Raw genomic sequence first — 15,243 nt, 5'->3', positions numbered from 1 at the left:
AAATAATCTTTATCTTGAATAGCCAAATATATTAAGCCTTATGACCTGTAGAACTTTAAAATCCGGTAAAAACTGGTGCAGATGGATGTTTGTTGTATCAGTGCTGCTTGTAATTTCTTCTTGTAAAAAGGATAATAAGCATGAAGATCCGCCGGTAATACCAAAAAGCGACAAGCAGTTAAAAACCTTTAGCTTTAGTGCCAGGAAGAACCATGTTCTGGTGAATGATGTTAACGGCGAGATTGTAGGCGATACCATATATGCCAGGGCATTTGCCGGAACGGATATCAGTAAGCTGATACCATCATTTACTTACGATGGGGCAAAGATCGTTATTGGTGAAGTAACTCAGAAAAGCGATACCACCGTTAATGACTTTACACGTTTGGTAAGTTACAGTGTAGTAGCTGAAGACAATTCCAAAAAGACATATGTTGTTAAGTTTACAGACAACGGTATTGCGGCACTTTACATCAACACAAATAATGTTCCTATAACCAGTAAGGATACTTATGTAACGGGCTCCTTAAAGTTAGTGAGCAATTTTAAAGATGTAGTTTATGAAGGTAAAACGGAAATAAAGGGAAGAGGCAATTCGACATGGTATGATATGCCTAAAAAGCCTTATCGCATTAAACTCGATAAAAAAGCAGGTCTGCTGGGTATGGCAGAAAGTAAGAACTGGGTGCTTTTAGCTAATTATGCCGACAAAACTTTGATGCGTAATGAACTCGCTTTTATGCTGAGCAGAAATATGGGGCGTGCTTTTACTACAAATTCGAGATATGTTGAAGTATATTTAAACGGATTGTTTATTGGTAATTATCAGCTAACCGAACAGATTAAAGAAGGCAAGGGACTGGTTGATATTGAAGAGCAGCCTAATGGTACCACCGCCTTGCCTGATCTTGCAGGAGGATACCTGATAGAACAGGATCTTTTTGCTGATGGCGAGCCAGTATATTTTAAGACACAAAAGAATATGCCTTTTGTAATTAAGTATCCTGATGAAGATAAGATCAATCAGCAGCAAAAGGATTATATCAAAAACCATTTCCAGCAATTGGAGGACGCCTTGTATTCGGCTGATTTTACAGATCCGGTAAATGGCTACAGAAAGTATTTTGATGTAAATAGCTATGTGGATTTTTATATTGTAAATGAAGTAATTGGTAATCCGGATGCGTTTAGGAGCACCTTTATGTTTAAAAAACGTAACGACGATAAGATTTATGTTGGCCCGGTTTGGGATTTTGATAAGGCGGCAAATAATGATAACCGTTTGGGCGATCAGGTAAACGGACTAATGTCTAATTCAGCCTTTGAGCCTAAGATATGGTTTAAAAGATTAATGGAGGATCGCGCCTTCAGGCAGAGAATAAGAGAACGATGGAACGAGCTTAAAGCCAAAATAAAAACATTGCCTGATGCAACAATACCGCTTGCCAAGAAGCTTGCGGTTTCGCAGGTCAGGAATTTTACCACATGGGATATCTTAAAGAAACAGTCATATTTAGAGCTCCAGGTATCGGGGTCGTACGAAGGAGAAGTTGCGTATCTGAAAAATTTCCTGACAAGGCATATTGACTGGCTGGATGCGAAATTCAACAGCAGCGAATATCAATAGCTTAAGAAAAAGGGGATTTTTATTATTTTTGCTTTATGAATACTAAACAAGCTTATAACATCTGGGCTGCACAATACGATACTAACGATAATAAAACAAGAGATCTGGAGGGTTTGGCTTTAAAGTTATGCCTTGCCCGTGTTCCATTTAATAAAGTTTTGGAGATTGGTTGTGGAACAGGGAAAAATACAGAATGGCTGATTGGAAAAGCCGCCATGATTACAGCGGTTGATCTTTCAGATCAAATGCTGGCCAGAGCAAAAGATAAAATAACATCTAACAGGGTTGAGTTTAAACAGGCAGATATTACTGCCCGCTGGAATTTCAGAGATGGCTTATACGATCTGGTAACTTTTAGTTTAATATTGGAACACATCGATAATCTGGATTATGTTTTTAATCAGGTATCTAAATCTTTAAATCCTGAGGGGTATGTGTACATCGGTGAATTGCATCCTTTTAAGCAATACACTGGTACTAAAGCCAGATTTGACACAGAAGAGGGTAAGCAGATTGTAGATTGTTTTAACCATAATATATCAGATTTTATTCAGGCTGGTAAAAAGCATGGACTGACATTGGTTGATGTTGAGGAGTATTTTGATGACAATAACAGAACAGATATTCCAAGAATTTTAACCATCTTGTTCAAGAAATCCTAATCATTCTATATGAAAACCCTTACATTAATCGTTTTAACTCTGGTAATGTTAACCCCGTTCCAAAAGTCAATGGCGCAAGCAGAAAAGAAGCAACAAGGAGCAGTTCTAAATCATATTGCAGTGTATGTTACTGATCTGGCTAAGTCTACAGCATTTTATAAAGATGTTTTTGATCTGGAGATTATTCCGGAGCCGTTTAAAGATGGTAAACATACCTGGTTCTCTATTGGCCCTGCCGGACATCTGCATTTAATTCAAGGTGCAAAAGCAGGCGTAGAGCATGATAAGAATGAACATTTATGTTTTAGTGTACCTTCTGTAGACAAGTTCATTACGCTGCTAAATGTTAAGAAAATTGAATTTGAAGACTGGGCGGGAACACGTAAGGCAGTTACTTTAAGGGTTGATGGTATAAAACAAGTATATTTTAAAGATCCGGACGGCCATTGGCTTGAAGTGAACGATGATCATAAATAGTGTGATTTTCGATAAAAAGTGCAAGGCTTATGATAATAGATATTGAGAATAAATTAAAGGTAAAGGATATTAATCCCACCGCTATGCGTTTGTTAGTGTTGGAGTTTTTAACCAGGCAAAATGCGGCCATCAGTTTAAACGACCTGGAAAGAGGGATGGCTCCATCGGATAGGATTACGCTTTATCGGACATTGAAAACTTTTGAAGAAAAGGGGCTGGTTCATAGTATTGAGGACGGCACCGGTGCCACAAAATATGCTTTATGCGAGGAAGATTGTGATGGAGAAAATCATCATGATCTTCATGTTCATTTTTATTGCAATACCTGTAAGGAAACATTTTGTCTGCCAAATACCAAAATACCTGATATCTCACTGCCTATTAATTTCTTTCGTCAGGAGATGAACCTCATTATTAAAGGAATATGCGATCAGTGTAATCCATCTATACCTTTGCAATAGCATTGCATAGCTGTAGCCTGTACCTTTGGCTATATATTTAGAGTTATGCAATTATCAAATAATCATAAAGATTGCTGTTCGGTTGAGGAACCAAAAAAAGCAGCAACACACAATCATAAAGAGAACCATCAACACGAACATTCTGATGATGATGGGCATAATCATGGCGCCGAGGAACCATCAGGGATAATAGGGCATTGGCCATTATTAACAGCGCTGGCCATTATCATTGTTATGATGGTATTGGAGTATGGTTTCAGTATTGTGTTTAGTAATGTTATTCAGCTGGTAGTTTTTATCCCTGCTTATTTATTGGCCGGGTATGATGTGCTTGCCCTGGCATTTCGAAAAGCAATAAGACTTGATTTTTTTAATGAGTTTTTTCTGATGAGTGTAGCTACCATTGGAGCCTTTGCAATTGGATCTTATAGCGAGGGTGTTGCCGTTATGGTATTCTATTCGATAGGAGAATGGTTTCAGGATTCAGCTGTTAGTAACGCAAAGCGAAGTATTAAGGCTTTACTGGATATCAGGCCGGATAGTGTGGATGTGATCAGAGATGGAAAGGTAATTAATGTGCTGCCTGCTGAGGTTCAAATTGATGAAATTATACAGGTTAAACCGGGTGAAAAGGTAGCACTTGATGGTGTGTTAACATCGGATAAGGCAACCTTTAATACTGCTGCCCTGACTGGCGAAAGCAGACCTGACAATAAAGAAAAAGGTGAATCTGTACTTGCCGGTATGATTAACCTGAACCAGCTTGCCGAATTAAAGGTTACAGCCTTGTTTAAAGATAGTAAGCTGAGTAAAATTCTTGAAATGGTGCAAGACGCTACGGCCAGGAAATCTCAAACACAATTGTTCATTTCGCGCTTTGCCAAGGTGTATACTCCAATAGTGTTTTTATTGGCTGTTCTTGTGGTTGCAGTCCCTTATTTTTTTGTAGCCGATTATAACTTTAGCGATTGGTTGTACAGAGGGCTGGTATTCCTGGTAATTAGTTGCCCTTGTGCATTGGTGGTTTCTATCCCCCTGGGGTATTTTGGCGGGATTGGCCTGGCATCTAAGAATGGTATATTGTTTAAAGGGTCTAATTTTCTGGACGTAATTACTACTGTAAATACTGTAGTGATGGATAAAACAGGAACGCTTACCAAGGGAGTTTTTGATGTCCAGGAGGTAGTTGTGGCTAACGGATATAATGAAAAAGAGCTTGTAAGGATAGCTGCTGCGCTCGAAAGTAAATCAACCCATCCAATTGCTGTAGCAGTTAAGGAATATGCCGGAGATGAAATCTCAGGAGTAAAAATAGAGCAGGTTGAGGAGATTGCCGGTCATGGTTTAAAAGGAATCATTGATGGCAGGGAGGTGCTTGCGGGTAATGCGAAATTGCTTAAAAAGTTTAACATAGCTTATGATAATGCCATAGATGACATTACCGATAGCGTAGTAGTTGTAGCCATTGATAAGATATATGCCGGTTATATCACTATTGCGGATGAAGTAAAAGAAGATGCCAAGCAGGCCATTGCGGATATGCATGCCCTGGGTATAAAAACGGTAATGCTAAGTGGTGATAAGCAAAGTGTGGTAAGCAGGGTAGCGGCCTTTTTAGGTATTGATGATGCATTTGGTGATCTTTTACCTGAAAATAAAGTGGAGAAAGTGCAGGCGCTTAAGGATAAAAATTTAAAGATTGCTTTTATTGGTGATGGGGTAAACGATGCGCCTGTTGTGGCATTGGCGGATGCCGGAATTGCTATGGGGGGATTGGGGAGTGATGCTACCATAGAAACTGCCGATATTGTAATACAGAACGATCAGCCTTCAAAAATTGTAACTGCAATAAAGATTGGTAAGATTACGCGCAGCATAGTTTGGCAAAACATTGCTCTGGCTATGATTGTGAAGGTTGCTGTATTGATTTTGGGTGCTGGTGGTGTGGCTACATTGTGGGAAGCGGTGATAGCTGATGTGGGTGTGGCACTGCTTGCTATTCTGAATGCTGTTAGAATACAGAACATTAAATTTTAAGGGAGAATACGCCGTCTCGACTATAGGAGAGATGACGAGTATAAGGATGAAACGCGTGCACTGCGTGTTAGGATGATAAGTATTCTTGTTTTTTGAAAAAGTTGCATCGACATTGAAAATTTTGCGCAAAGGTTTGTTTTGCTAGTTAAAAGGGTTTTTTGCTTGTTTTTGCCGCCTCTTGTTAGAAACTTTTGCACTGGCTGTTAGGTTTTTATGTGAAATAATAGGTAATTTACATTAACACACTGAAGCCAAATATTGTAATGTCGTTATGAAATTTTTTCGCAACAAGAAACTATTGGTCCTGCTTGTCCTTTTTGCTGTGGTGATTGTATGTTCACTGCTGATGTCGTATGATAAGAAAGTGGATTTCAATACTGAAGTAAAACCTATTATTAACAAAAAATGTATTTCCTGTCACGGAGGCGTGAAAAAACAAGGAGGATTTAGCTTGTTATTCCATGAGGAAGCAATTGCTGCTACTAAAAGTGGTAAGCCTGCTATTATCCCCGGAGATCCTGATGGAAGTGAGCTGATAAAACGCTTGCTAAGCAAAGATCCTGAAGAGCGTATGCCTTACAAACATGAAGCACTCAATGAAGATGAAATAGACATTTTTAAGAGGTGGATAAAACAAGGTGCCAAATGGGGCGATCATTGGGCTTATTTGCCAGTAAAAGAGGTAGAGATACCAGATGTTAGTGGCGACTGGGCTAAGAATGATATTGATAAGTTCATCCTTGAGAAACTTGATGAACAGGAATTAAAACCATCTGCCGAGGCCGACAGACCAACTTTATTAAGAAGGGCAAGTCTTGATCTGATTGGGATGGCTCCGCCAAAAAAACTGGCAGAACAATACTTAACAGCCAAAGATGGAGATAAAGCCTACCAAATCTTAGTAGATTCATTAATGGCCTCTCAGCGTTTTGGAGAGAAATGGGCATCTATGTGGTTAGATGTTGCAAGATATGCAGATACCAAAGGCTACGAGGCCGATGTGGGCAGAAACATCTGGCAATACCGCGATTGGGTGATCCGTGCATTTAACAAGGACATGCCTTACAATGAATTTGTTACTGAACAGATAGCAGGTGATTTTTTTACAGATCCTACCGACGCCCAGTATATCGCTACAGCGTTTCAAAGAAATACCATGACCAATGATGAGGGTGGGACAAATAATGAAGAGTTTAGGGTTGCTGCGGTTTTAGACCGCGTTAATACTACCTGGGAAGGATTGTTGAGTACAACATTTGCCTGCGTACAATGTCATAGCCATCCGTATGATCCATTTAAGCATGATGAATTTTATAAATTCATGGCTTATTTTAACAACACCAGAGATGAAGATATTTCGTCGGAATATCCTTTGTTAAGACAGTATGATGATTCCTTGCAAACAAAATTAACTTCATTAACTGAATGGTTAAAGGTGAATGTATCGCCTGAAAAATCAAAGGAGATTCATAAATTCTTAAAAACAGGTCAACCGGTTATCAACTCTGTTATTGCTGATAGTATGGTCAACGCGATTATAGGAAATAACAACATTGCACTTTTCTTTAAGAATAATGCAGTAGCCAGGATTCCTGCCGTGAACCTAAACAAGGTTGATCAGCTGATTTATAGATATTCATCTGGTAAGCCGGGTGGAAGTATGCAGTTAAGGTTAGATAAGCCTGGTGGGCCGGTAATTGCCTCATGGAAAGTTCCTGAAGGCCCCGGTTACCGAAATCTGGCTGTTGATTTTAAAGCTCAGACCGGTGTGCATGATGTTTACCTGACTTATACTAATCCAACAGCAACTAATAGGGACGAAGTTATTGTATACTTTGATTGGTTCCGTTTCTCACCACAGTTTCCTGGGAAGGGTAAGCCGGGATATGAAGAAAACAAAGCGACATTCTGGACGCTGTTGAATGCCAACGTACAAACGATACCTATTATGGTTGAAAATCCGTCGGACAGATCCCGCAAAACATTTGTGTTTAAGCGAGGAGCATGGATTACACCTGGAGCAGAAGTACATGCCGGCGTTCCTAAGTCTTTAGCCTACGCCATGCCGGCTAATGCGCCTCAAAACAGACAAGGGCTTGCCATGTGGCTTACGGATAAAAGGAACCCCTTGCTGTCAAGAACTATGGCCAACCGCTTGTGGGAGCAGCTGTTTGGGACAGGTATTGTAGAAACATTGGAGGATATGGGCACACAAGGAATGAACCCGACTCATAAAGAACTGCTGGATCATTTGTCGTGGCAACTCATGAATGATTACAAATGGAGTATGAAGCGGTTGATTAAGGAAATGGTGATGAGTGCAACTTACAGACAAGATTCGAAAGTAACTGAGGATACGAAAAAGAAAGATCTGTTTAATAAGTATTATGCACGTGGATCGAGAATGAGACTGACTTCAGAGCAGATCAGAGATCAGCACCTTTCTGTGAGTGGAATATTAAGTGCTAAGATGTATGGTCCGGGTGTAATGCCTTGGCAGCCAAATGGTATTTGGAATTCGCCATACAATGGAGCTACCTGGAATAATGCTACGGGTGAAGACCAATTTAGAAGAGCAATTTATACCTATTGGAAAAGAAGCTCGCCATACCCATCTATGATTGCTTTTGATGGAGCGCAAAGAGTAGTTTGTAGTCCGCGGAGGATCAGAACCAATACACCTTTGCAGGCATTGGTTACACTTAACGACTCGGCATATATAGATATGGCTAAATATTTTGCTTTAAGAATGAAGAAGGAGGGTGGGAAAGAAATAAAAAGTCAAATTGCTAAAGGATATGAGTGGATGATGTATAAGCCTATATCAGGTGCTAAACTTAAGGTGTTAGATAACCTTTATCTGACGGCATTGAATGACTATAAAGTACACCCCGATAAAGCAAAGCAAATTCTTGGAGGCCAGCAAACGGATAAGTATCCGGAAACAGCCGCTCTGGTGGTTGTGGCAAATGCAATGTTGAATTTGGACGAAGCGGTAACAAAAAACTAATTGTAATGACAAGAGATGAATTGAACGCACATCGCCTGGTAAAAGAAGCTCAGGAAACTGAACTCAGGGCTTTTACACGCAGGCATTTCCTTAAAGAAAGTGCAATGGGACTTGGTGCCGTGGCTATGGGAGCCTTGTTGGGCAGCTGTGGTTTGGGAGGTAAAACCAATAATGATATTTTGTATGATCCGGTGCATCCTTTGTTACCAAAGGCACCACCTTTTTTAGGTAAGGCTAAGAGTGTAATTTACCTGCATATGGCAGGTGCACCTTCTCAGCTGGAATTATTTGACTATAAACCGGAGCTGATGAAGATGGACGGACAGGATTGTCCGCAATCTTTGCTGGCAGGTAAGAAGTTCGCTTTTATTACCGGAGTGCCTAAAATGCTTGGCCCGCAGGCAAAGTTTGCACAGCATGGCCAAAGCCGGGCATGGGTTAGCGATAACCTTCCGCATTTTTCTACAATGGTAGATGACGTTAGTTTTTTAAAGGCAGTTTCGACAGATCAGTTTAACCATGCGCCCGCGCAGTTGTTAATCCATACAGGGAGCCCTCGTTTAGGCAGGCCAAGTATGGGCAGCTGGGCTACTTACGGATTGGGTACCGAAAATCAGAACCTTCCGGGCTTTGTGGTACTTACCAGTGGCGGAAGTTTTCCTGATGCCGGTAAGAGCATATGGGGCAGTGGATTCCTGCCTTCTGTATATCAGGGGGTACAATGCAGAAGTGAGGGAGACCCGGTACTATTTATCAAAGACCCTCATGGAATGAGCCGTGATTTGCGCAAGGCTTCTATAGATGCGATTAATGCATCTAACGAGCAAGAGTATGCAGCTTACAATGATCCTGAGATATTATCGCGTATATCGCAATATGAGATGGCTTACCGGATGCAGATTTCTGCACCAGAGGTGATGAATATTAATGATGAGCCTGAATACATACATGAAATGTATGGAACACAACCAGGCAAATCTTGCTTTGCAAATAACGTTCTGCTTGCCCGTAAATTAGTTGAAAAAGGGGTAAGGTATGTACAGTTATTTGATTGGGGCTGGGATGCGCATGGTGATGGACCTAACAATTCCTTAAATATAGGACTGAAGAATAAATGCCGCAGTATTGATAAACCGATTACAGCATTACTTCTGGATTTGAAACAGCGTGGCTTACTTGAAGAAACCCTGGTTGTTTGGGGTGGTGAGTTTGGTCGTACGCCAATGATGGAGAACCGTAACGGGGTTCAGAACCCGTATAATGGAAGAGACCATCATACGGATGCCTTTACCATTTGGATGGCCGGAGGCGGCATTAAAAAAGGTTTTACCCATGGAGAAACTGATGAGATCGGATACAGCGGCGTAAGTGGTAAGGTGGATGCCTTTGATATTCAAGCCACCATACTGAATCAACTGGGTTTTGATCATGAGAAATTTACTTATCCTTTTCAGGGTCGCCCGTTCCGACTGACGGATGTGGCCGGCAAGGTTATTCATGATGTTATTGCTTAATTAATTTACTTAAAGAACTTTTACCGCAATTATAAATGCACCAAAACAGACGACATTTTTTAAAAACTACTGCAACGGCAACAGCTGCCGGATTATTGATTCCGCTAGGCGAAATAGCTGCTCAGGAAATTCCTTACGTTAAAGCAAAGGCAGGCTATGAATTGTTATTTATGGCTACCGATTGGGGTTTCCCTGGTACTACCGATGAGTTTTGCGCTTTAGCAAAAAAAGAAGGCTATGAGGGGATTGAGGTTTGGTGGCCTGGAGATGATGCCAAAGCGCAGGAAAATTTATTTACCGCACTAAAGAAACATGGTTTACAGGTCGGTTTTTTATGCGGTGGCAGCCAGAGTGAGCCAGCGGTACATTTAAATGCCTTTAAGAAAAATCTGGATGCAGCAACAGGGAATAGTTTTCAAAAGCCTGTTTATGTGAACTGTCATTCTGGTAAAGATTATTTTACCTATGAGGAGAACAAGCTATTTATAGATTATACAACCAAAAAGAGTAAAGAAACCGGTGTTCCGATTTATCATGAAACACATCGTGGGCGAATGCTTTTCTGCGCACCTATAGCAAGAAACTTTATTGAGAAAAATCCTGATTTGCGGTTAACTCTGGATATATCGCACTGGTGTGTGGTACATGAAAGTTTGCTGGCAGATCAGAAAGCAACTATTGATATTGCATTGGAAAGGGTAAGTCATATTCATTCCAGAGTTGGCCATCCGCAAGGAGCACAGGTTAACGATCCGCGCGCACCAGAATGGGATGGTCCTATAAAAGCACATCTTGCATGGTGGGATAAGGTTATAGAACGTAAGAAATTGAAAGGCGAAAGGATGACCATTTTAACAGAATTTGGTCCACCTGATTACTTACAGACCTTGCCCTACACCCGACAGCCAGTGGCCGACCAATGGGCGATAAATGTTTATATGATGAACCTGCTGCGTAAGCGTTATCAGTTGTAAGAGATGACATTATTATCCATTCCCGACCTTATCGGCCGGTTTCATCCTATTCTTGTTCACTTACCAATAGGTATTTTGTTGCTGGGATGCCTTTTTCAACTGTTAACTATTAATACTAAGTTTTCTGCGCTAAAGCCAGCAGTGCCCCTTATTTATTTACTTGGAGGACTGGGTGCTGTTTTTTCTTCAGTAAGCGGTTATTTGTTGTCGCAAAGTGGAGATTACGATAGCAATATGGTTGGCATCCATCAGTGGCTAGGCATTAGCGTGTCGGTTATTTCGCTGCTTGTTTATACGATGTATAAAAAGCAGGCTAAAGAAGGCGTATTAAACCTGGTAGCCGTAATTTTAATCGTTCTGATAACCATTACCGGGCATTATGGGGGCTCACTTACTCATGGATCTGATTATATCAGCTCTGCGTTAAAAGATGATGGGAAAGGAAAGGCCGCTATACCGCCAATCGCAAATGTACAACAGGCAATGGCATATACCCATATGATTCAGCCCCTGCTGCAAAACAGATGCTATAATTGTCATGGTGCAGAAAAACAGAAAGGAAAACTGAGGCTCGACGGAAAGGATTTTATATTAAAAGGAGGCGAAGACGGTAAAACATTGGTTCCGGGAAGTGCTGAAGAAAGTGAGTTGATCAAAAGATTGCTTTTGCCGCCTTCTAATGAGGATCATATGCCTCCAAAAGAAAAACCACAGCTTACTGCCGAAGAGATTGAATTGCTGCAGTGGTGGGTAAAACAAGGAGCAGACTTTAACAAAAAGGTGCAGGATTTTAAACAATCAGAGAAAGAAAAAGCACTTCTGCTAAGTTTCCAGACCGGAGCAGCTAAAAAAGAAAATAAATTAGCTGATATTCCTGAAAAAGAAATTGGAAAGGCAGATGCTGCGGCTATTGAAAAGCTTAAACAGGCAGGTGTAGTGGTTATTCCTGTACTAAGTACCAGTAATTATTTATCTGCCAGTTTTGTTACTGCAAAGGCAAATGCTGATGTGTTAAAGCTTTTAGAGCCGTTAAACAAACAATTGGTTTGGCTTAATTTTGCCAACACCGCTTTAGATGATAAAGGGATTCAGGCAGTTGCTAAACTCGATAATCTGATCCGTCTTAATTTAAGCAGAACTGCAGTTACTGATAAAGGAATAGCGTTGATTAAAGGTGTAAGTCATCTGCAATATGTAAATCTTGTTGGTACTAAAGTTACTGCTGCCGGAGTAGAGCAATTAAAAGGTTTAAAAGAATTAAATAGTATTTACTTATACCAAACAGGGATTACTAAAGATGATGAGGTAAAGCTTAAAAAGGTATTTCCTAAAGTGACCCTGGATTTTGGTGGCTACGTTGTGCCTACTCTTGAAAAAGATACAACCGAAGTGAAACCTCCGGTGGCAAAATAGAGACGATGACTTTATTGTTGTAAACTAATCATTTGCAAATTACGCTGCAAATTGATAAGTTTAATACACAATGGGCATTAAAGCATCTGTTAATTACATTTTATTGTGGCTTTGTATTTTGCCTTTTTATGGCAAGACGCAAAGTCATTTAAAGGATGAGATTATCAGATTTGATGAGGGACTGCCCTCTGATTACGTGAGACAGCTCAGTTTAAGTAAAAACGGTTATCTGTATCTGGCAACCAGAAGAGGCTTATCGCAATATGATGGTTATCGTTTTTTAGAGCATCCAGCAGCCCTTACCAATATTACCTCGCTTTTAGTTAAAAACGATGTTATTTATTACCACGATGTTTATAATGGGCTGTGCTTGTTAAAGAACTTTTATGACAAGCCAAAGGTGATTGTGTCCAATAAGTATCATGATACTGATCCAAATAATGATCATTTTGAGAATATTTTTGTTGATTCTGGGAATCGGATATGGTGCAGTGATTTTAACAACATTAAATATTATAATGCTAACGGTTCCAGGGGTAAAGTGTTCTTTACTGATAAAAATGCTGATAAGATAAAGAGGAATATCGTTTTTTTAGAAATACAAAAAGGCGAAATCTGGGTGTTTACAAATCGTGGACTATATGTTTGGCAAAAGAGTACAGATAAGCTTAGTATTCATCCTGATGCTAAACTAAGGAGCTTAAACTATATTTCAGCATTGCGAATCAATAAAGAAGAAGTTCTTTTCGGGGCAACTACCGGATTGCTTGCCAAGTATAATCTGATTACACAGGAGATAAAACAATTCCCTTCTTTGCCCGGCAATGACCGGATTATTGGATTAGGCAAAATAGTTTTTGATGGGCTTAACCAGACGTTATTGTATTCTGATCAGTTCGTATATCTGTTAAGCGATACCGATTTAACACCTAAGCTACTTTATAAAACACAAGGACAGATCATTAATGAAGTTATTGTAAATAACGAAACGAAAGTTATTTGGATAGCCACAAATAAGGGTTTGGTGAAACTGTTTAATCGCTATGCTTCGATAAATAATGAGATGCTACCCGCTGATTTCCAAAAACCGGGGAATATGTTGGTGGATATTGCTGAAATGCCGAATGGCGATATCTACACCTGTGGCAGGGATAACTTAATATGGATTTATAGCAGGGCATCGGTGTGGCGCAAACTCCCACTACCAGATGAGAACGCTAAATGTGAGAGTTTACAGCTTAATGGCAATCAGCTTTTTGTAAGTACAAATGTTGGTGTTTTCCTTGTTGATAACGAAAAGATTAAAAAGCTGCCAATACCCTTAAATGGGGCAATAAGAAAATGCATTCTTTATAAAAATAAACAACTTTGGATATTGCCTGCCGGACAGCCTGTTCAGGTTTACAAATGGCCTTCTCTTGAAAAAGAGGAGGGATTGGTGATGAATGATAAACAGTTTTGGTCTGACAATTTGTGGAATGATATATATGTTCACAATGACGGTAAGATCTGGTTGATCGGCTGGATGCCTAAAGATTTCGGGATTACCATCTATAATGAATCGCAAAAGGCTTTTACTGAAGTAAGTAAGTTTAAAGCAAATGCCAATCATTCGATGTTTTCTGGCGATTATTATAACCGGATTGCCCCGGCAACGAATAATAATGTACTTGTTTCAGGATATGGCGGTTGGAACCTGCTTAATGCTAATGGAGAGATAAAAAAGTTGTTGAACACTAAAACCTATGATGTAGCAAATGATAGGGTTGAAGGGATTACAGAAGACCATAATGGAAATATTTGGTTTGCGACAGAGGAAGGATTAAATGTTTACAATAAGAATACCGATAAAGTAATCAGAATATCGCAAATAGATGGATTACCAGGCGACGATTTGATTTACGGATTTAGAAAACTGAAAAATGGGAATCTTGTTGTTGGGGTTGAGAACGGTTTATCGTTTATTGACGTAAGTAAAATTGTAAGATCCCAACTGGTAAACAAACTGGAACTGTGCGGCATTAAGATAAATGGCAAAACCATTAATACAAATAATCCTAATATTGAGCTAAAAAAAGGAGAGACAGAACTGGAATTGCTTTTCTCGTCACTTACTTATATTGACAAGCGAAAAATAATATACCGCTATAAATTTAAAGATGAGACCAAATGGAATTACTTAGGTAATAAGGCTGAATTGTCTTTAAGACATCTTGCTCCCGGAGACTATAGTTTATTAATTGAGGCCGGGGACAACATGGAGAACTGGCAATCAAAAGGATTATTGGTAAAAGTATACTTACCCGCCCCATTTTATAAAACGCAATGGTTTTTATTTCTGATGTTTGGGCTTATTATATTGGGTATAGTTTATGTTTACAGGTATTTATTTCATCAGCATAAGATAGAAGAGCAGTATAGACGGAAGCTCAAAGATGCGGAGATGCAGGCCCTTAGATCGCAAATGAATCCGCACTTTATGTTTAATACACTTAACTCTATTAATAGCTTTGTTATTGAACACAAAACTGAAGAGGCGAGTGAATATATTACCACTTTCTCTAAGCTGATGAGAAATATATTGGATAATTCTAAACACACCGCTATTTCTTTGGATAAGGAGCTTGATACACTGAAGCTTTACCTGAATCTGGAAGCTGTTCGACTGGAACATTGTTTTGAATATATTATTAAGTTCAGCAAGGATATCCATCCGGAATCTTTAAAAGTTCCTCCGCTTATTTTGCAACCCTTTGCCGAGAATGCCATTTGGCATGGGTTAAGAAATAAAGAGGGGATGGGGCTTTTGGAAGTATTGATAGAAAAAAGTGATGAGAACATATTACATATCACAATAAAAGACAATGGCATTGGTCGTGTTGCAGCCGGATCTTTTATGCCAAGCCAGTTTAAACATAAATCTTATGGGGTTGATATTACATCGAGCAGGTTGAAGCTATTGAGCAGCGATAGCCAGATTGTAATTGAGGACCTGTATAATAAACACAACCAGGCAATAGGTACTGCTGTTCATATTTATCTTAACATGATTTATTAAACTTGTAAAA

At 39.7% G+C, this 15,243-nt stretch carries 10 protein-coding genes; all 10 read left to right on the top strand.

The features are described from left to right. The first annotated feature begins 40 nt into the window (after nt 1–40). The 10 genes from HQN86_RS09660 (at nt 41) to HQN86_RS09615 (ending at nt 15,233) form a co-directional block, all read left to right on the top strand. Nucleotides 41–1,627, top strand: coding sequence for a CotH kinase family protein (locus tag HQN86_RS09660; RefSeq protein ID WP_172660782.1), 1,587 nt, complete (start codon nt 41–43; stop codon nt 1,625–1,627). Between the two features lie 35 nt (nt 1,628–1,662). Further along, entirely contained in the window at nt 1,663–2,289 is a 627-nt protein-coding gene (locus tag HQN86_RS09655; protein WP_172660781.1) for a class I SAM-dependent methyltransferase, read from the top strand. A gap of 9 nt (nt 2,290–2,298) precedes the next feature. Next, a complete protein-coding gene (locus tag HQN86_RS09650) occupies nt 2,299–2,766 on the top strand; it encodes a VOC family protein (RefSeq protein WP_246269527.1) in 468 nt (155 codons plus the stop codon). A gap of 29 nt (nt 2,767–2,795) precedes the next feature. Then, nucleotides 2,796–3,227: a Fur family transcriptional regulator gene (locus HQN86_RS09645; protein WP_172660780.1), complete on the top strand. Its 432-nt coding sequence runs from the start codon at nt 2,796–2,798 to the stop codon at nt 3,225–3,227. Between the two features lie 45 nt (nt 3,228–3,272). Beyond that, nucleotides 3,273–5,264, top strand: coding sequence for a heavy metal translocating P-type ATPase (locus tag HQN86_RS09640; protein ID WP_172660779.1), 1,992 nt, complete (start codon nt 3,273–3,275; stop codon nt 5,262–5,264). 271 nt (nt 5,265–5,535) lie between these two features. Beyond that, complete coding sequence (locus HQN86_RS09635; RefSeq protein ID WP_172660778.1) at nt 5,536–8,274, top strand: DUF1553 domain-containing protein; 2,739 nt, start codon at nt 5,536–5,538, stop codon at nt 8,272–8,274. A gap of 5 nt (nt 8,275–8,279) precedes the next feature. Further along, entirely contained in the window at nt 8,280–9,788 is a 1,509-nt protein-coding gene (locus HQN86_RS09630) for a DUF1501 domain-containing protein (protein ID WP_172660777.1), read from the top strand. Between the two features lie 35 nt (nt 9,789–9,823). Further along, nucleotides 9,824–10,762, top strand: a complete 939-nt coding sequence (locus HQN86_RS09625; RefSeq protein ID WP_172660776.1) for a sugar phosphate isomerase/epimerase family protein — start codon at nt 9,824–9,826, stop codon at nt 10,760–10,762. Nucleotides 10,763–10,765: 3 nt separating this feature from the next. Further along, complete coding sequence (locus HQN86_RS09620) at nt 10,766–12,175, top strand: c-type cytochrome domain-containing protein (RefSeq protein ID WP_172660775.1); 1,410 nt, start codon at nt 10,766–10,768, stop codon at nt 12,173–12,175. A 70-nt stretch (nt 12,176–12,245) separates the two neighbouring features. Then, on the top strand, nt 12,246–15,233 hold the full coding sequence (locus HQN86_RS09615) for a sensor histidine kinase (RefSeq protein ID WP_172660774.1): 2,988 nt from the start codon (nt 12,246–12,248) through the stop codon (nt 15,231–15,233). Nucleotides 15,234–15,243 lie beyond the last annotated feature (10 nt).

This window comes from Pedobacter panaciterrae, from assembly GCF_013204795.1.
In the GTDB taxonomy this organism is placed as follows: Bacteria; Bacteroidota; Bacteroidia; order Sphingobacteriales; family Sphingobacteriaceae; genus Pedobacter; species Pedobacter panaciterrae.
Note: the sequence above shows the minus strand (reverse complement) of the source record. Positions and strands in the feature narration are given on the sequence as shown.

Bases quoted from the DNA above. Each gene is read 5' to 3' on its own strand.
- HQN86_RS09625 (WP_172660776.1), top strand. From the start codon at position 9,824: ATGCACCAAAACAGACGACATTTTTTAAAAACTACTGCAACGGCAACA.
- HQN86_RS09615 (WP_172660774.1), top strand. From the start codon at position 12,246: ATGGGCATTAAAGCATCTGTTAATTACATTTTATTGTGGCTTTGTATT.
- HQN86_RS09650 (WP_246269527.1), top strand. From the start codon at position 2,299: ATGAAAACCCTTACATTAATCGTTTTAACTCTGGTAATGTTAACCCCG.
- HQN86_RS09635 (WP_172660778.1), top strand. From the start codon at position 5,536: ATGAAATTTTTTCGCAACAAGAAACTATTGGTCCTGCTTGTCCTTTTT.
- HQN86_RS09630 (WP_172660777.1), top strand. From the start codon at position 8,280: ATGACAAGAGATGAATTGAACGCACATCGCCTGGTAAAAGAAGCTCAG.
- HQN86_RS09640 (WP_172660779.1), top strand. From the start codon at position 3,273: ATGCAATTATCAAATAATCATAAAGATTGCTGTTCGGTTGAGGAACCA.
- HQN86_RS09655 (WP_172660781.1), top strand. From the start codon at position 1,663: ATGAATACTAAACAAGCTTATAACATCTGGGCTGCACAATACGATACT.
- HQN86_RS09645 (WP_172660780.1), top strand. From the start codon at position 2,796: ATGATAATAGATATTGAGAATAAATTAAAGGTAAAGGATATTAATCCC.
- HQN86_RS09620 (WP_172660775.1), top strand. From the start codon at position 10,766: ATGACATTATTATCCATTCCCGACCTTATCGGCCGGTTTCATCCTATT.
- HQN86_RS09660 (WP_172660782.1), top strand. From the start codon at position 41: ATGACCTGTAGAACTTTAAAATCCGGTAAAAACTGGTGCAGATGGATG.